The following is a 16185-nucleotide window of genomic DNA, read 5'->3' on the forward strand; positions in this document are numbered from 1 at the left end:
CACCCGTTGGAACGCCATCTGATGTCTATCGAAACGCCTGGAAACACGATGCGCCGCCTTCGCGTGCCGCTGATTGTCGTGCTGCCGCTGCTGTTGTCTGCCTGCAGCGCTCAGTGGTTCATCGACACTTTCTATCTCAACGAGCTGGTGACCTTCTTCACCGCCGGGCCGATCGCGGCCTATCAGCGCAACGTGATGCTGTTCACCTTCACGGTGATGCTGTTCGTGCTGGTGCCGGTGGTCGGGTTCACGCTGTGGTTCGCCTGGCATTATCGCGCGGCCAATCAGAAGAACACCTACACGCCGAACTGGCACCATTCGACCCTGCTCGAGGTGTTTCTGTGGGGCGGCCCGGTGGCCATCATCATCATTCTGGCGCTGATGACCGTGGTCTCCACCTACGATCTCGACCCCTACAAGCCGATCGAATCCGAGAACGAGCCGATCCGCGTCCAGGCGATCGCCATGGACTGGAAATGGCTGTTCATCTATCCCGATTACGACGTGGCGGTGGTCAGCGAACTGGCCATGCCGGTGGATACGCCACTGCAGATCGATCTGACCTCGGCGAGCGTGATGAACGCGTTCATGATTCCGCGCCTGGGCAGCCAGATCATGGCGATGTCGGGCATGCGCACGCGCCTGCATCTCATGGCGTCCGAGCGCGGCGAATTCTTCGGCAAGAACTACCAGTACAGCGGTGATGGCTTCGCCAACATGCGCTTCCAGGCACTGTCGCTGTCCCAGCAGGATTTCGACGCCTGGCTGGCCAAGGTGCGTGGATCCGGACGCGCGCTGGACCTCGACGCCTATCGCGCGCTGGTCGAGCCGAGCAAGAAGGTCGACCCCATCTATTATTCCTCGGTACCCGACGGCCTGTTCGGTTATGTGATGCACCGCTTCCAGGTCGGTGACGGCAAGGTGCCGCCCGACGCCGTACCCAGCGATCTGACAGCGGACGACGTGGCCCAGCACGGGCATGCCCACTAGCGCGCAGCGCTCCGGGAGCACAGCATGTTTGGAAAACTGACCCTAGACGCCCTCTACCACTACGACCCGATCATCGTTTTCGCGAACGTGATCATGGTTGGCGCCGGTGTGCTGGTGGTGGCCCTGCTCACCTATTTCCGCAAGTGGGGCTATCTCTACCGCGAATGGTTCACCACCGTGGACCACAAGAAGATCGGGGTGGTCTATATCGTGATCGCGCTGATCTTTCTGCTGCGCGGTTTCATCGATGCGGCGATGGTGCGTGGCCAGCAGGCCACGGTCGGCGCCGGCGGCGAGGGCTATCTGAGCGCGGCCCATTTTGCCGAGCTGTTCACCGGCCACGGCACCATGATGATCTTCTTCATGGCCATGCCGTTTCTGGTGGGCCTGATGAATATCGCCATCCCGCTGCAGATCGGCGCGCGCGACGTGTCGTTTCCGTTGCTCAACGCGGTCAGCGTGTGGCTGACGGCGGCCGCCGGCGCGTTGGTGATGATCTCGCTGCTGATCGGCAGCTTCTCCGAGGCCGGCTGGTCCGGGTACACGCCGTTTTCCGGGCTCGAGCACAGCCCCGGTCCGGGTGTGGACTACTGGATCTGGGCGTTACAGATATCGGGTATCAGTACCACGCTGACCGGCGTGAATTTCGTGACCACCATCCTCAAGAAGCGCGCCCCGGGCATGACGCTCATGCGCATGCCGATGTTCACCTGGACGGTGCTGTGCACGAGCATCCTCATCGTGGTGTCGTTTCCGGCCCTGACCGTCGCCTTGGCGCTGCTCGCGCTCGATCGCTCTGTGGGAACGCACTTCTTCACGAGCATCATGGGCGGCGACCAGATGATGTACATCAACATGTTCTGGCTCTGGGGCCATCCCGAGGTGTATATCCTCGTGCTGCCGGCCTTTGGCATCTTCTCCGAAGTGGTGACGACCTATTGCAACAAGCGTCTGTTCGGCTATACCTCGATGGTGTGGGCGACCATGGCGATCGCGTTCCTGTCGTTCGGCGTGTGGGTGCATCACTTCTACACGATGGGTCAGGATCCGCTGCGCAACTCGATCTTCGGTATCGCGACGATGGTCATCGCCATTCCCACCGGCGTGAAGATCTACGACTGGATCTGGACCATGTTCCGCGGGCGCATCGAGTACAAGCTGCCCATGCTGTGGACGCTGGGCTTTCTCATCACCTTCGTGATGGGCGGCATGTCCGGCGTGCTGCTCGCGATTCCGGGCGCCGACTACAAGATGCACAACAGCCTGTTCCTGGTGGCGCATTTTCATAACGTGCTGATTCCGGGAACGATGTTCGGCCTGCTGGCCGGCTTCTACTACTGGTGGCCGAAGGTGTTCGGCTTCCGGCTGGACGAGAAGTGGGGCCGGCATTCCTTCTGGGGCTGGCTCGTGGGCTTCTACGTGGCCTTCGTGCCGCTGTACATGCTCGGCATCATGGGCATGCCGCGGCGCATGGTGACCTACGACAACCCCACCTGGCAGTTCTGGCTGGTAATCGCGGCGATTGGCGCGATCATCGTGGCCTACGGCATCTTCGCCATGTTCATGCAGATCTACGTGAGCTGGCGCGACCGCGAGAAGAACGCCGACCTGACGGGTGACCCGTGGGGCGGTCGTACCCTGGAGTGGGCGATCCCGTCGCCGCCGCCGGAGTACAACTTCGCGGTGGTCCCGGAAGTGCGCGATCGCGACGCCTTCATGGAGATGAAGGTCAATAATCGGGCCTACGAGCGGCCGGCGAAGTACGAGGACATTCACATGCCCAAGTCCACGCCGTTGCCCATCGTGGTCGCCGCGCTGTCGTTCTTCTTCGGCTTTGCCTATGTCTGGCACATCTGGTGGCTGGCCGGCCTGTGCGTTCTGGGCACCGTGGCCGCGGTGATCGCGCGCAGCTTCAACGACGAAACCGAGTTCGTGATTCCGGCGTCGGAGGTTCAGGCCGACGAGGACGCGTTCCACGCACGGCTGAAGCAGGCGGATGTGTTCACCCACATCGACGGTATCCAGGAGTTCGGCGACGAGCGGACGCCGGCCGGCGCGTTCGTCGAGCCGACGACCCGGGCCACGTCCGGCGCACCGAGCTGATGGCTGCGCGACGCTTACCGACACGTATTCGAGAGGCATAGTTCATGGCGTCAAGCCCTTCGTACGATCTAAACCGCGTTCGCGCTGCGGCTCGGGCGGATACCGAAGTCAACTTCGGTTTCTGGGCCTATCTGATGAGCGACGTGGTCCTGTTCTCGATGCTGTTTCTGGCGTACGTCAATCTGTCGCAGCGATTTGCCGGCGGGCCGACGCCCGCGGATATCTTCTCGCTGCACGGCGTATTCCTGGAAACCATGGCGCTGCTGGCGTCCAGCCTCACGTTCGGGCTCGCGATGGTGAGCCTGCATCAGGGCCGCAAAAACCACATCATCGGCTGGCTGCTGGCCACCGCCGTGCTGGGTATCTACTTCCTCTGGCATGAAGTCAGCGAGTTCGTGCATATCATCCACGAGGGGGCGTCGTTCACGCGCAGCGGTTTTCTGTCCGCCTATTTCGGGCTCGTGGGCACCCACGGGGCGCATGTGTTCTTCGGCCTGATCTGGATCGCGACCATGGTTGCGCAACTCGCCATCAAGGGGCTCACGCCGCCGATCGCATCGCGGCTGGCGCGGCTGAGCCTGTTCTGGCATTTCCTCGATCTCGTGTGGATCTGCGTGTTCTCGACCGTCTATCTGCCCGGAATCCTTGCAGGAGGCAGCTCATGAGCCATTCCGACGACGCCACCCCCGGTCACGCGCCGACCGCGCGCGGCTATGTCATGGGGTACCTGGCCGCGCTGGTGCTGACGCTGATTCCGTTCGGCGCGGTTTACTACGACCTCATGTCGCAGGGCGCGATCCTTCTGGTGATCGCGATCACGGCGGTGCTGCAGCTGGGTGTGCATCTGCGATTCTTCCTGCATCTGGACATGTCGCAGGAGCAGCGCTGGAATACGATTTCCGTGCTGTTTTCGGTGTTCACGATGTTCGTCATGGTCGGCGGTACGCTGTGGCTGTTTTACAGCCTGTACGCGCGACACATGATGATCGGCTACTGACCGCAGGGCCGCACCCGAACAGGCCCTGCACGCATAAAAAAACCCCGCGCCGATCGGCGCGGGGTTTTTTGTTGGCCGACAGGCCGACGATCTATTCGTCGGCGCCGACCTTGCCGTTGGCGTTGCCCTGGGCATTGGCGTCAACGTCCGCCGCGTTGTCCGACGACATGCTGCTTTCGCTTTCCATGTCCGACTCGGCGTCGTGGTCCATGCCGCCCTGGGCATTGGAGTCGACGTCTGCCGAGGTATCGACGTCCGCATCTGCGCCGGCGCCAACCGAGCTGTCGCTCTCGGCGTGGCCCTCGGCGTGATCCATGCCGGTTTCGCTGGTGGTCGAGGTATCGGCCTGGGTGTCCACGTCCGCGCCGACACCGACGCCCGTGTTCACGCCGGCCTCTGCGCCGGTCGCGGTATCGGTGCCCACGGCCGTATCGGCCAGCGCGGCGCCGCTGGTCAGGGCCAGTGCGGTGGCGGTTGCAATCGCAAGCTGCTTGTACATGAGATCTCCTCGATCGTTGAAGTACACAGGGCAATCGCTGCCCTTGGCTACGCACCCTCTGCGCCTGCGGCTGAATCGAGAGTTAACAGGCGGCGGGGCCAGGCCGATGCACACGGCATGCGGCGTGCTTGTAACCTGTGCATACGGCCCATGCTTTGTTGAACGGATGTCGATACCCGTTTCCATTCTCGCGATTGCGCTCGGCGCAGCCTGTGGTGCCAACCTGCGCTGGGCTCTGGGGCTAGCGTTGAATGCGCTGTTTCCGGCGTTGCCGCCCGGCACGCTCGCGGCCAATCTGCTCGGGGCCTGGCTCGTCGGCATCGCAATCGCGGTGTTCGCGGCGCTGCCGGAGCTCTCGCCGTTCTGGAAACTGGCGATCATCACCGGCTTCCTCGGCGCGCTGACCACGTTCTCGACCTTTTCGGCCGAGATATTCACCCAGATCCAGGGCGGCCGGTTCGGCTGGGCATTCACCGGAATCGCCGTGCATGTGGCCGGTTCGCTGGCCATGACGGGGCTGGGTATGGGTACGGTGGCGTTGTTACGCCAACTCGTCGGGGCTGCCCGATGAAGGTCAAAGTTTCACATGAAAGGATTTGAAGTGTTGTTCATCGCGCCGCGCTCGCGCCGTTTCGACGGCGAGCCGGTGCTGGATCTGATCGCCGCACTCGCGCGTGACCAGGGCATCGAACGCAGTACGCGGCGTGTCGACGCCGAGGGCACGGGCAGCAGCGGCCACACCCATTCCGCCCATTTCTTCGAGCAGGCCGACGAGCCGGAAGAGCTGATGTTCGTCGTCGACGGCGGCGCCGCCGACAAGCTCATCCGCGCGGTCGAGGATCGCGAGATCCCGGTGTTCTGCCTGCGCCGCGCGATCGACTACTGGCGCTTCGGCGATGACGGCCAGGCCTAGATCGAAGCCTGGTTGACGCGCTTCGACAGCGCCTCGGGGCTTTCGCGGCGCTCGGAGTAGCGCTCGGTGAGATAGTCGCTCTGGCCACGGAGCAGGTAGGTGAACTTCACCAGTTCCTCCATCACGTCCACCACGCGGTCGTAGTAGGGCGAGGCCTTCATGCGCCCGGCCTCGTCGAATTCGTTGAAGGCCTTGGGCACCGACGACTGGTTGGGGATCGTGAACATGCGCATCCAGCGCCCGAGTACGCGCAGCGAGTTCACCACGTTGAACGACTGCGAGCCGCCACAGACCTGCATCACCGCCAGGGTGCGGCCCTGGGTCGGGCGCATGCCGCCGATCGACAGCGGCAGCCAGTCGATCTGGCTCTTGAACACGCCGGTGATGTTGCCGTGGCGTTCCGGGCTGCACCAGACCTGGCCTTCCGACCAGAACGCCAGCTCGCGCAGTTCGGCGACCTTGGGATGGTCGGCATCCGTTTCATCGGGTAGCGGCAGCCCGTGCGGATCGAAGATACGGGTTTCGGCGCCGAAGGCCCGCAGCAGGCGCGCGGCCTCTTCGGTCAGCAGCCGGCTGTAGGAGCGTTCGCGCAACGAGCCGTAGAGCAGCAGGATGCGCGGCGGATGGCCGTCGTCGCTGTCGTCGCGCAGTGTTAGTGCATCGGGGTCGAGATTCGGCAGATCGTGCATGGCAGGGCTCATTTTGAAATCAGTGCAGCACCGCCAGCCAGCCGGCCAATGCGGTGAGGGTGATCAGCAGCACCGGCACGGTCAGCACGATGCCGATACGAAAATACTGGCCCCAGCCGATGGTCAGGCCCTTGCGGGCGAGCACATGCAGCCAGAGCAGGGTCGCAAGGCTGCCGATCGGCGTGATCTTAGGGCCGAGATCGGAGCCCACCACGTTGGCGTAGATCATGGCGTCCTGTACCAGCCCGGAGACCTGGCTGGCGTCGATCGACAGGGCCACGACCAGCACGGTCGGCATGTTGTTCATGATCGACGACAGGAATGCGGCGAGAAAGCCGGTCCCCACGGTCGCCACCCAGAGCGACTGTGTGGACAGTGCATCCAGCATGCCGGCGAGCTGCGCGGTCAGGCCCACGTTCTGCAGGCCGTAGACCACCAGATACATGCCCAGCGAAAAGACCACGATATCCCAGGGCGCGCCGCGAACGACCTTGGCGTTGTCCACCACGTGGCCGCGATGGGCGATGGCGAGCAGCACCGCGGCGCCGATGCCGGCCACCACGCTCACGGGCACTCCGATCATCTCTGCCGCGAACAGGCCGACCAGCAACAGCCCGAGCACCCACCAGCCGGCCACGAACACGGCGCGGTCCCGGATCGCGGTCTCGGGTTCACGCAGCGGCGTCGGGTCGAAGGTGGCCGGGATATCGCGACGGAAATACAGATACACCACCCCGATCGAGGCCAGCACCGAAACGATATAGACCGGCCCCATCACCGCCGCATAGCTGCCGAAGCCGAGTTCGAAGAAATCCGCCGAGACGATATTCACCAGATTCGAGATCACCAGCGGCAGGCTGGCGGTATCGGCAATGAAGCCCGCCGCCATCACGAAGGCCAGCGTCGCACCGGCAGAAAACCCCAGTGCGAGCAGCATCTCGAACACGATCGGGGTGAGAATGAGCGCAGCACCGTCGTTGGCGAACACTGCCGAGACCAGCGCCCCCAGCAGCATCACCAGCACGAGAAGGCGCGGCCCGCGCCCGCCGCCGTAGCGGGCCACGTGCAGCGCGGCCCATTCGAAGAAACCGGCCTCGTCTAGCGTCAGGCTGATCAGAATGATCGCGACGAAGGTGAAGGTCGCGTTCCAGACGATGCTCCACACCGTGGCCACGTCGCCGAAGCCCACCACGCCGGTGGCCAGGGCGACGAGTGCGCCGGCGCTCGCGCTCCAGCCGATACCCAGCCCACGCGGCTGCCAGATCACCAGCGTGAGCGTGGCAACGAAGATCAGAATGGCGATGACGGTCATGAACGATCCTGGAAAAAATACAGGGCCGCCAGGCGGCCCAGCGAGGGGCTATCTGCTTACTGCGCGGCTGTCCGAGAATGGTCGGCAAGCAGGGTGCTGACGTGATCGCGGACAAGGTCGCGGGTGGCGGCGAATATGGCCGCAACCTCGGCGTCGCTACCGGTTGCACCCGCCGGGTCGTCGATCGGCCAGTGCTGCTTGTTCGTGTCGGGCGGCAACAACGGGCAATGCTCGTCGGCATGGCCGCAGACCGTGATCACCAGGTCGGCCCAATCGAGATCTGCGTCGGCGAGGATCGCGGAATGCTGGCTGGTGATATCCACGCCGGCTTCCTGCATGGTTGCGACCGCATTCGGGTTGAGGCCGTGGGCCTCCAGACCGGCCGAACGCACGGCGATATCGGCGCCGCCGAGATGACGGGTCCAGCCCTCGGCCATTTGCGAACGGCAGCTGTTGCCGGTGCATAGATACAGGATGTTCATCGCGAGTCCTTGCAGATCAGTGAGAAGCAGGTCAGCTGTCGCAGCGGCCTTCCGGGCGGTCGGGCATATGCGCCAGGCGGCGGGCGTCGCCGGCAAACGGGGCATCGTGCGCGTGTGCGGCGACGACATCGCCCAGCGTGCGCCGCGCCCATAACGGCAGCGTGTCCGACAGGCGGTAGTGCACCCAGATGCGTTCACGCCGGTCGGCGACCAGGCCGGCCTCGCGTAGCAGCTTGAGATGGCGCGAGATCTTGGGTTGCGAGAGTTCCAGTGCATGCACCAGTTCGCAGACGCACAGCTCGCCGTGGTTCACGATCAGCGCCAGACAGCGCAGACGGGTGCTGTCGGCCAGCGCCTGGAAGATCGCTTCCGGCACGGCCGCGGTAGTCGCATCCGCGGTTGCGGCATTCATGCCGTGGTCTCCCTGTCTTCGGTTGCGTCCAGTCGGCCGATCGAGTCCACCTCCGACTGCAGGCTGAGCCGATCGAGCGAAGCGATCGGCAGATTGGCGAACAACTGGATGCGGCTGCGCATCGCGTAGAAGGCCTTGCGAAACGCCTGCTGGCGGGTCGCATCGTCGCCTTCGACCCGCGATGGATCGTCGATGCCCCAGTGCGCCGTGACCGGGTGGCCGGGCCAGGCGGGGCAGGTCTGATCGCGCGTCTTGTCGCAGACGCTGAACACGAAATCCATCGTCGGCGCGTCGGCGTGCTCGAACGCGCGCCAGTCCTTCGGGTGCAGATCGTCGGTGGGGATCTGCATGGAACGCAGCAGATCGGCGGCGAGCGGATGAATGCGTGCCCCCGGTTCGCTGCCGGCACTGAAACCGCGCAGGTTGGTATGCGAGAGGCTGTTGAGCAGCGCCTCGCCAAAGATGCTCCGTGCGCTGTTGTGGGTGCACAGGAACAGGACGTTGTAGGTTCGCTCGGCGTCGCGCATAAATACGATCCTCCGTATATTCGAAATATAGAATATACGTGAAAGCGTATATTGCAAGCGCTGCCTGGTTTGCCGGGCCGCTGTGCAGCCTGCCGGCGCCTAGCGCTTTTGATTCAGCAGATCGGGCAGGTCGTGAAAATCGGAAAAACGCGTCAACGCGGCGTCGGGATGGTTGCCGATCGCGCCGTGCGGGTCGTAGCCGAATACGCGCATGCCGGCGCGCCGCGCGGCCTCCACGCCCGCGTCGCTGTCCTCGATCACGGCACAGTGGGCCGGGGCGACGCCGAGTGCGGCGGCCGCGGTCAGGAACAAGTCCGGCTCGGGTTTCCAGACGCCAATGGTGTAGGCGCTGAACACGAACTCGCCAAAATAGCGGGCGAGGTCGGTGGTTTCGAGCGCGACCGCGAGTTTCTTCTCCGGGCCGCTGGAAGCCACGCATTTGGGCAGGTCGATGGCCTCGATGGCCTCGCGCACGCCGGGCATGGGTTCGAGCGCGCGGGCGAACAGGCCATACATATGCTCGCGATAGCGCTGGGTGAAATCGCCGGCGACGGTCACCCCGTGGCGCGCAGCCAGGGTGTCGATCATGGCCTCGAACTGGCCGCCGCGGAACTCGCGCTCGATCGCAACGGCATCGAGGTCGAGGCCGTGGTCCGCGGCGAACAGCTCGGCCACGCCGCGGGCGTTGAGCAGTTCGCTGTCCACCAGCGTGCCGTCGCAGTCGAAGATCACCGCCGCGATGGGCGTGTCCGCGGAATCGGTAGTGTCGGTCATCCGTTTTCTCTTGCAAGTACAGGGCGCCGCGGTCGGTCGGGTGCGGCGATCAAGCCCGAACGATGGGGACGGATACGCGCAGCTAAACCGTGGGCGTAGTTCGACCCCGACGGGCGACATGACCGACCGCTGAGAGAGTGCGCTCTCTGAGTCGCATCTTTCGTTACGTTCAGTATTGATTGAATGACGATTTGGGCCTACGCTGCCCGCCCATGAGCGATTCCCACGACGCCGTTACCGCGTTCATCGAACGCATGGGTCTGTCCGCGCAGAACGATGGTCTGCCGCGGATTGCTGGTCGGATGATCGGCTACTTCATCATTCACGGCGGGCCCACGAGCCTGGCGGCGCTGGCCGAATCTCTGCAGGTGTCGCGCGCAAGCGTAAGCACCAACGCGCGTTTTCTGCGCGATCTCGGCATTCTCGAAGCCACGACCGTGCCGGGCGATCGCCAGGATTATTATCGGCTCGCCGAACGCCACTATGTGCGTCTGCTGGAAGGCCACGTCGAGCGCATGGGCACCATGAGCGACTCGCTGGCCCAGGCCGAGCGGGAGCTGCCGGCCGGCATGGACGGTGCCCGTGAACGCCTCGAGGACATGCACGATTTCATCGACATCGCGCGCGATCACACCCGTGACCTGATCGAGCGCCTGGCGGCCCGCGGGAAGAACAACGATGCCTAGAATGCCCGCGATCCGCCCGATTTGGATCGTGCTCGCGATCGTGATCGTACTCGCCGCCTGGCTGGCCTCGGGCATGCTCGGCAGCCCGGCCGATGACGCGGCGGCAGAGAGCGCGCCGGCCGAACAGACGGCGAAGCCGGTAAGCGTGGCCGTGCGCACCTCCATGGCCGCGCCGGTCTGGCGCGAAGTCGAGCTCAACGGGCGTACCGCGCCGGATCGGGCGGTGACCCTGCGTGCCCAGACGGCCGGTCGTATCCGCGCCGTCGAGGCCGAGCGCGGCAGCCGTGTGGCCGAGGGCGATGTGCTCGCGCGTATCGCACTCGACGATCGAAGCGCGTCGCGCAACGAGGCGCGCGCCGTGGTCGAGCAGCGCCGGCTGCAGTACGAAGCCGTGCGCAAGATGTCGGAAAAGGGCTATCAGACCCGTACCGATCTGGCCCAGGCGAAATCCGACCTGGAGGCCGCCCAGGCCCAGCTCGCCGAGATTCAGCAGGATATCGACAACACCGTGATTCGTGCGCCGTTTGCGGGCGTGCTGGAAACCCGGCCGGTGGAAGTCGGCGACTATGTCGGCGTGGGCGACGAGATCGCGCGCGTGATCCAGCAGGACCCGTTCGTGGTCCGCGGCGATCTCGCCGAAAAGGACGTTGCCTTCGTCGAGCCGGGCCAGCCCGGGCATACGCGCCTGATCGACGGGCGTACGGTCGAGGGCAGGGTGCGCTATGTCGCCACCGAAGCGAACGAGGCGACGCGCACCTATCCGGTCGAGCTGGAGGTCGACAACCCGCAGGGTCGGCTGGTCTCGGGCGCCTCGGCCAAGCTGATCCTGCCGCTGGAGCAGGTCCAGGCGCATGAAGTGGCGGCCGACCTGCTCACTCTCGACGAAGGCGGCGACATGGGCATCAAGACCGTGGGCGACGACGGCCGTGTGGCATTCCATCGCGCCGACATCGCCAAGAGCAGCGACGAGCGACTCTGGCTCGACGGGCTGCCGGACACCGTGCGCCTGATCACCACCGGCCAGGGGTTTGTGCGTGCCGGCGACGAGGTCACCATCGTTGGCGATGACGACGAGGCGGCCGGCGGGGGCGCGCAAAAGCCGGCGCCCACCGCCGACGACGCACGGCCGGCACCCCAGGCCGGCGACGCCGAAAGCCCCGACGACGCGGCATGAGCGCGCCGTTCTCATGAATGGTCTGATCGCCGCCGCGTTCTCGCGGCCGCGCACCATCGTGCTCGGTTTGATCGTGATTCTGTTTGCCGGCGCATTGTCGTATCGCGATATCCCCAAGGAATCCTCGCCCGACATCACGATTCCGACCATCTATGTCTCGATGACGCACCAGGGCATTTCGCCCGAGGACGCCGAGCGGCTGCTGGTCAAGCCGATGGAGCAGGAGCTGCGCTCCATCGAAGGCCTGAAGGAGATGAGTGCCACGGCGTCGGAAGGCCATGCCAGCGTGATTCTCGAGTTCGAGGCCGGGTTCGACCCCGACGCGGCGATGGACGACGTGCGCAACCAGGTCGATATCGCCAAGGCCGATCTGCCCGACGAGACCGACGAACCCACCGTCAACGAGGTCAACGTCGCCCTGTTTCCGGTGCTGGTGGTGAATCTCTATGGCGACGTCTCCGAACGGGTGCTGGTCGCGCTCGCCGAGGACGTGAAGGACGAGCTGGAGTCGATTCCCGGCGTGCTCGAGGCCGATGTCGCCGGCGATCGCGACGAGCAGATCGAGATCAATATCGATCCGCTCAAGCTGGAGTCCTACGGGCTGTCGCTGGAAGAGGTGTTCAATTCGGTCCAGCAGAATAACCAGTTGGTGCCCGCGGGCGCGCTGGACACCGGCGCCGGGCGCTTTTCGATCAAGGTGCCGGGCGTGATCGACAATCTCGACGCGCTGCGCAATACCGCGATCAAGCAGGCGGACGACCAGGTCGTGACCGTGGCCGACGTGGCCACCGTGCGCCGTGCCTTCGCCGACCGCGAGAGCTTCGCGCGTCTCAACGGCCAGCCCACGCTGGCGCTGGAAGTCACCAAGCGTATCGGCGCCAACATCATCGACACCAATCAGGCGGTGCGCGATGCGGTGGCGCGCATGCAGCAGGCCTGGCCGGACGCGATCCGGGTGAATTTCTCGCAGGACGAGTCCGAGGATGTCACACGCCTGCTGGGTGATCTGCAGAACAACGTGGTCAGCGGCATCCTGCTGGTGATGATCGTGATCGTGGGTATTCTCGGACTCAGAGCCGGCACCCTGGTCGGCGTGTCGATACCGGGATCCTTTCTGCTCGGCATTCTGGTGCTGGCGGCGATGGGGCTGTCGGTGAACATCGTCGTGCTGTTCGCGCTGATCCTGGCACTCGGGCTGCTCGTCGACGGCGCGATCGTGGTGGTGGAGCTGGCGGATCGTTTTCTCGCCGAGGGCGAAACCCGCACCTTGGCCTATATGCATGCCGCCCAACGCATGGCCTGGCCGATCATCTCCTCCACCGCGACCACGCTGGCCGCGTTCGCGCCGCTGCTGTTCTGGCCCGGCGTGGTCGGCGAGTTCATGCGCTACATGCCCATCACCCTGATCGCGGTGCTGACTGCGTCGCTGTTCATGGCGCTGATCTTCGTGCCCACGCTGGGCGCGACCATCGGCGGTACGGCGCCGGGCGGTGCCGAAGCGGTCTGGCAGCCCGGGCAACCGCTGCGCGGGTTCACGGGGCGCTATGTCGCGGCCCTGACGTTTTTCGCCCGCCATGCCGGCAAGACCGTGATCGGCGCGGTGGTATTGTTTTTCGTCGCCATCTTCGCCTATGGCCAGTTCGGCAAGGGCGTGGAGTTCTTTCCCGACATATCGCCCGACAACGCGGTGATCCAGATTCACGCGCGCGGCCAGCAGTCGGTGGCCGAGTCCGACCGGCTCGTGCGCCAGGTAGAGGATCGCGTGCTCGCCATGCATGGCTTCGAATCCGTCTACACGCGAACCGGCGCCGGCCAGGAGGCCTTTCGCCAGGGCACGGCCGATGACGTGATCGGCCAGATTCAGCTCGAGTTCAAGCCCTGGGGCGTGCGCCGGCCCGCGGACGAGATCATGGCCGACGTGCGCGAGCGCATTGCCGATATTCCCGGCATTCGCACCGAGGTCCGCGAACAGGCGCAGGGCCCGACCCAGGACAAGCCGGTCGAGCTGCAGATTTCCGGGCCGGGCATGGACGCCCTCGACAAGGCCGCGACGTTCGTGCGCCGGGGCATGGAAGCGGTGGGCGGCTTCACCGATATCCAGGACACTCGCGCCACCCAGGGCCTGGAGTGGCGTATCGACGTCGACCGCGCCGAGGCGAGCCGTTACGGCGCGAACATGGCCTCGATCGGTCAGGCTATTCAGCTGGTCACCCAGGGCATCAAGGTGGGTGAATACCGCCCGGACGACGCCACCGAGGAGATGGATATCCGCGTGCGTTTTCCAGAAGATGCCCGCAATCTCGACGCGCTGGACAACCTGCGCCTGCAGACGCCCGACGGCCAGGTGCCGGTATCCAATTTCGTCTCGCGCGTGCCTGCGCCGAAGGTGGAGAACATCGAGCGCACCGGCAGCCAGCGCACGGTTACGGTGGATTCCGGTGTCGCCGAGGGCAAGCTGGTCGCCGATCAGCTGGCCGCGCTGCGTGACTGGATCTCGGCCCATGTCGACGAGGCGGATCTCGATGCCCGCGTGGATATCGCCTTCAAGGGCGAGGACGAAGACCTGCGCGACGCCGAGGCGTTTCTCTCCAAGGCCTTCGGCGTGGCGGTCGCGCTCATCGGTGTGATCCTTTTGACCCAGTTCAACAGCTTCTATCAGTCGTTTCTGATTCTCTCCGCCGTGGTGTTCTCGACCGTCGGCGTGCTGCTGGGTCTGCTCATTGCCGGGCAGCCGTTCGGCGTGGTGATGAGCGGTATCGGGGTGATCGCGCTCGCCGGTATCGTGGTCAACAACAACATCGTGCTCATCGATACCTACAACGTGAACCGTGCCGCGGGGCTGGCCGCCTGGGACGCGGTGATCCAGACCGGCGCCGAGCGCCTGCGTCCGGTCATACTCACCACCGTGACAACCATTCTGGGGCTGTTGCCCATGGTGCTGCAGATGAACGTGGACATCATCGGCCGCGCGATCACCTTCGGCGCGCCGTCGACACAGTGGTGGACCCAGCTGGCCACGGCGATCGTCGGCGGGCTGCTGTTCTCGACGCTGCTTACACTGGTGCTCACGCCCTGCCTGCTGATACTCGGCGCGCGCATGGGCGATGCCTGGCAGCGCCGCCGCGGGGGCGAGGCATGAAGGCGGCAACACGCACCGTCGCCGCGTTCGCGGTCCTTGCGCTGTGGCCCGGCGCGGGTGCATTCGCGGCGCAGAACCTGCTCGATACCTACGACCAGGCGCTACGCAACGACACCGAACTGCTTTCGGCCCGCGCCGAGTCCGGTGCGGCGTCGGCGCGCTATCGCCAGGCCCGTGGCCAATTGTTGCCGCAGCTGTCGGCCACGGCGAACTATTCCCAGGTCACCCAGGACCAGCGTTTCCAAAGCACCGACGGGGACGGCGGCTTTGGCGGGGCGGCCGGGTTCTTCGGCGGCGACAGTGGTGAAAGCACGTCCGATCAGCAGTCCTACTCGCTGGACCTCACTCAGCCGCTGTTCAACTGGACGGCCTGGCAGAACAAGGACGCGGCAGCGGCCCGCAGCGACGAGGCCGCGTTGTCGCTGTCGATGGCCGAACAGCAGCTGATCGTGCGCGTGGCCGAGGCCTACTTCGACGTGCTTGCCGCGCGCGATGCGTTGACCGCCGCGCGCGAACAGCAGCGTTCGATCAACAGCCAACTCGACCGCGCCCAGGCCGCCTTCGAGGCCGGGCTCGATCCGATCACCGATCAGCAGGAAGCCCAGTCGAGCCTCGACAGCGCGATCGTCGACGCCATCGACGCAGAGAACCAGCTCGCGGCATCGCGCGATGCGCTGATCGCGCTGACCGGTCGCGCGCCGGATGCGCTGTCCGGGATCGATGTCGACGAGGATATGCTCGACAAGACCGCCGAGGTGGACCATCGCAACCGCGAGGACTGGCTGGCGGTCGCCCTCGAGCGTTCGCCGCAGGTGGCTGCCTCCCGGGCGGCCTGGCGCGCGGCGCGCGAGGATATCGCGGCCCAGCGGGGCGGCCATCTGCCCACGCTGAATCTGGTGGGCAGCGTGGGTCGCAGCGAGCAGCTGTCGCCTTTCGGCGCGGGTAGCGGGCAGCTCAATATCATCAACGAAACCCAGTCCATCGGCCTGCAGCTGGAGATGCCCCTGTTTTCCGGCGGAGCGACGCGTGCCGCCGTTTCCGAGGCCGAATACAACGCCGAGCAGGCGCGGCTCGACCTGATTGCCGCGCGGCGCCAGCTGCTCATCGACATCAACGAGGCGCATCGCAGCGTTGCGACTACCGCGCGCCGACTGGCGGCGCTGGATCGGGCCATTGCCTCCGGCGAAACGGCGCTCGAAGCGGCGCAGGCGGGTTACCGGCTTGGCAATCGCACGATTCTCGATGTGATCGAGGCCCAGATCACACTGGTCCAGCGGCGCGCCGACCGCAAGCAGGCGTGGTACGACCATGCGCTCGCGCGGCTGCGGCTGCGCCGGGCGGCCGGCGTGCTCGACTTCAACGAACTCGCCCGCATCAACGCCCGGCTGCGTGGCGCGCCGCCGCAGATCGACGCGCGCGGCTGAGCGGCGGTTGGCGTGCGGTGGTCGCGCGGTGGCCCCGGTCGGCTGCTATCATTGACAACGCTTG

At 65.3% G+C, this 16185-nt stretch carries 17 protein-coding genes; 10 read left to right on the forward strand and 7 right to left on the reverse strand.

Going from position 1 to position 16185, the window contains the following annotated elements:
• The first annotated feature begins 48 nt into the window (after positions 1–48).
• From cyoA to cyoD, 4 genes are read left to right on the forward strand one after another with little or no spacing between them, the layout of a single operon-like run.
• On the forward strand, positions 49–990 hold the full coding sequence (gene cyoA / locus J7355_RS04450) for a ubiquinol oxidase subunit II (protein ID WP_209060299.1): 942 nt from the start codon (positions 49–51) through the stop codon (positions 988–990).
• Between the two features lie 24 nt (positions 991–1014).
• Entirely contained in the window at positions 1015–3093 is a 2079-nt protein-coding gene (locus J7355_RS04455) for a cbb3-type cytochrome c oxidase subunit I (RefSeq protein ID WP_209060301.1), read from the forward strand.
• Between the two features lie 44 nt (positions 3094–3137).
• Positions 3138–3758: a cytochrome o ubiquinol oxidase subunit III gene (gene cyoC, locus J7355_RS04460; protein WP_209060303.1), complete on the forward strand. Its 621-nt coding sequence runs from the start codon at positions 3138–3140 to the stop codon at positions 3756–3758.
• Complete coding sequence (cyoD, locus tag J7355_RS04465; protein WP_209060305.1) at positions 3755–4090, forward strand: cytochrome o ubiquinol oxidase subunit IV; 336 nt, start codon at positions 3755–3757, stop codon at positions 4088–4090. Before cyoC ends, cyoD begins: the two co-directional genes overlap by 4 nt.
• Positions 4091–4181: 91 nt before the next feature.
• Here cyoD and J7355_RS04470 read toward each other — a convergent pair whose 3' ends face one another.
• Positions 4182–4589, reverse strand: a complete 408-nt coding sequence (locus J7355_RS04470) for a hypothetical protein (RefSeq protein ID WP_209060307.1) — start codon at positions 4587–4589, stop codon at positions 4182–4184.
• Positions 4590–4755: 166 nt separating this feature from the next.
• Between J7355_RS04470 and crcB the strand changes: the two genes are divergently transcribed.
• A complete protein-coding gene (crcB, locus tag J7355_RS04475) occupies positions 4756–5160 on the forward strand; it encodes a fluoride efflux transporter CrcB (RefSeq protein WP_247739777.1) in 405 nt (134 codons plus the stop codon).
• A 15-nt stretch (positions 5161–5175) separates the two neighbouring features.
• On the forward strand, positions 5176–5502 hold the full coding sequence (locus tag J7355_RS04480; protein ID WP_209060309.1) for a hypothetical protein: 327 nt from the start codon (positions 5176–5178) through the stop codon (positions 5500–5502).
• On the opposite strand, the gene arsH is transcribed toward J7355_RS04480, so the two are convergent.
• From arsH to J7355_RS04510, 6 genes are all read right to left on the reverse strand, one after another.
• Positions 5499–6191 (reverse strand): arsenical resistance protein ArsH, encoded by a 693-nt coding sequence (arsH, locus tag J7355_RS04485; protein ID WP_209060311.1) that lies wholly within the window; start codon positions 6189–6191, stop codon positions 5499–5501. The genes J7355_RS04480 and arsH overlap by 4 nt on opposite strands.
• Positions 6192–6210: 19 nt before the next feature.
• Entirely contained in the window at positions 6211–7503 is a 1293-nt protein-coding gene (locus tag J7355_RS04490) for an arsenic transporter (protein WP_209060313.1), read from the reverse strand.
• 56 nt (positions 7504–7559) lie between these two features.
• Complete coding sequence (locus J7355_RS04495; RefSeq protein WP_209060315.1) at positions 7560–7985, reverse strand: arsenate reductase ArsC; 426 nt, start codon at positions 7983–7985, stop codon at positions 7560–7562.
• 31 nt (positions 7986–8016) lie between these two features.
• Positions 8017–8397: a metalloregulator ArsR/SmtB family transcription factor gene (locus J7355_RS04500; protein WP_209060317.1), complete on the reverse strand. Its 381-nt coding sequence runs from the start codon at positions 8395–8397 to the stop codon at positions 8017–8019.
• Positions 8394–8924, reverse strand: coding sequence for an arsenate reductase ArsC (locus tag J7355_RS04505; RefSeq protein ID WP_209060319.1), 531 nt, complete (start codon positions 8922–8924; stop codon positions 8394–8396). The genes J7355_RS04500 and J7355_RS04505 overlap by 4 nt, the downstream gene beginning before the upstream one ends.
• Before the next feature lie 99 nt (positions 8925–9023).
• Complete coding sequence (locus J7355_RS04510) at positions 9024–9698, reverse strand: HAD-IA family hydrolase (protein ID WP_209060321.1); 675 nt, start codon at positions 9696–9698, stop codon at positions 9024–9026.
• 212 nt (positions 9699–9910) lie between these two features.
• Between J7355_RS04510 and J7355_RS04515 the strand changes: the two genes are divergently transcribed.
• The 4 genes from J7355_RS04515 to J7355_RS04530 are packed head-to-tail and all read left to right on the forward strand — an operon-like array spanning position 9911 to position 16121.
• Complete coding sequence (locus tag J7355_RS04515; RefSeq protein WP_209060323.1) at positions 9911–10384, forward strand: MarR family transcriptional regulator; 474 nt, start codon at positions 9911–9913, stop codon at positions 10382–10384.
• Positions 10377–11558 carry an efflux RND transporter periplasmic adaptor subunit gene (locus tag J7355_RS04520; protein ID WP_209060324.1) on the forward strand — a complete coding sequence of 394 codons (1182 nt, stop codon included), beginning with the start codon at positions 10377–10379 and terminating at the stop codon, positions 11556–11558. The genes J7355_RS04515 and J7355_RS04520 overlap by 8 nt, the downstream gene beginning before the upstream one ends.
• A 13-nt stretch (positions 11559–11571) precedes the next feature.
• Positions 11572–14697, forward strand: coding sequence for an efflux RND transporter permease subunit (locus tag J7355_RS04525; protein ID WP_209060326.1), 3126 nt, complete (start codon positions 11572–11574; stop codon positions 14695–14697).
• On the forward strand, positions 14694–16121 hold the full coding sequence (locus J7355_RS04530) for a TolC family outer membrane protein (protein ID WP_209060327.1): 1428 nt from the start codon (positions 14694–14696) through the stop codon (positions 16119–16121). Before J7355_RS04525 ends, J7355_RS04530 begins: the two co-directional genes overlap by 4 nt.
• Positions 16122–16185: the final 64 nt, after the last annotated feature.

The organism is Endozoicomonas sp. G2_2, assembly GCF_017744135.1.
Lineage (GTDB): Bacteria > Pseudomonadota > Gammaproteobacteria > Nevskiales > Salinisphaeraceae > Salinisphaera.

Excerpts from the sequence above, each read along its gene's own strand:
- J7355_RS04515 (WP_209060323.1), top strand. The coding sequence starts at position 9,911 with ATGAGCGATTCCCACGACGCCGTTACCGCGTTCATCGAACGCATGGGT.
- J7355_RS04455 (WP_209060301.1), top strand. The coding sequence starts at position 1,015 with ATGTTTGGAAAACTGACCCTAGACGCCCTCTACCACTACGACCCGATC.
- J7355_RS04470 (WP_209060307.1), bottom strand. The coding sequence starts at position 4,589 with ATGTACAAGCAGCTTGCGATTGCAACCGCCACCGCACTGGCCCTGACC.
- J7355_RS04505 (WP_209060319.1), bottom strand. The coding sequence starts at position 8,924 with ATGCGCGACGCCGAGCGAACCTACAACGTCCTGTTCCTGTGCACCCAC.
- J7355_RS04530 (WP_209060327.1), top strand. The coding sequence starts at position 14,694 with ATGAAGGCGGCAACACGCACCGTCGCCGCGTTCGCGGTCCTTGCGCTG.
- crcB (WP_247739777.1), top strand. The coding sequence starts at position 4,756 with ATGTCGATACCCGTTTCCATTCTCGCGATTGCGCTCGGCGCAGCCTGT.
- cyoA (WP_209060299.1), top strand. The coding sequence starts at position 49 with ATGCGCCGCCTTCGCGTGCCGCTGATTGTCGTGCTGCCGCTGCTGTTG.
- J7355_RS04490 (WP_209060313.1), bottom strand. The coding sequence starts at position 7,503 with ATGACCGTCATCGCCATTCTGATCTTCGTTGCCACGCTCACGCTGGTG.
- cyoC (WP_209060303.1), top strand. The coding sequence starts at position 3,138 with ATGGCGTCAAGCCCTTCGTACGATCTAAACCGCGTTCGCGCTGCGGCT.
- J7355_RS04495 (WP_209060315.1), bottom strand. The coding sequence starts at position 7,985 with ATGAACATCCTGTATCTATGCACCGGCAACAGCTGCCGTTCGCAAATG.
- cyoD (WP_209060305.1), top strand. The coding sequence starts at position 3,755 with ATGAGCCATTCCGACGACGCCACCCCCGGTCACGCGCCGACCGCGCGC.
- arsH (WP_209060311.1), bottom strand. The coding sequence starts at position 6,191 with ATGCACGATCTGCCGAATCTCGACCCCGATGCACTAACACTGCGCGAC.
- J7355_RS04500 (WP_209060317.1), bottom strand. The coding sequence starts at position 8,397 with ATGAATGCCGCAACCGCGGATGCGACTACCGCGGCCGTGCCGGAAGCG.
- J7355_RS04520 (WP_209060324.1), top strand. The coding sequence starts at position 10,377 with ATGCCTAGAATGCCCGCGATCCGCCCGATTTGGATCGTGCTCGCGATC.
- J7355_RS04480 (WP_209060309.1), top strand. The coding sequence starts at position 5,176 with ATGAAAGGATTTGAAGTGTTGTTCATCGCGCCGCGCTCGCGCCGTTTC.
- J7355_RS04525 (WP_209060326.1), top strand. The coding sequence starts at position 11,572 with ATGAATGGTCTGATCGCCGCCGCGTTCTCGCGGCCGCGCACCATCGTG.
- J7355_RS04510 (WP_209060321.1), bottom strand. The coding sequence starts at position 9,698 with ATGACCGACACTACCGATTCCGCGGACACGCCCATCGCGGCGGTGATC.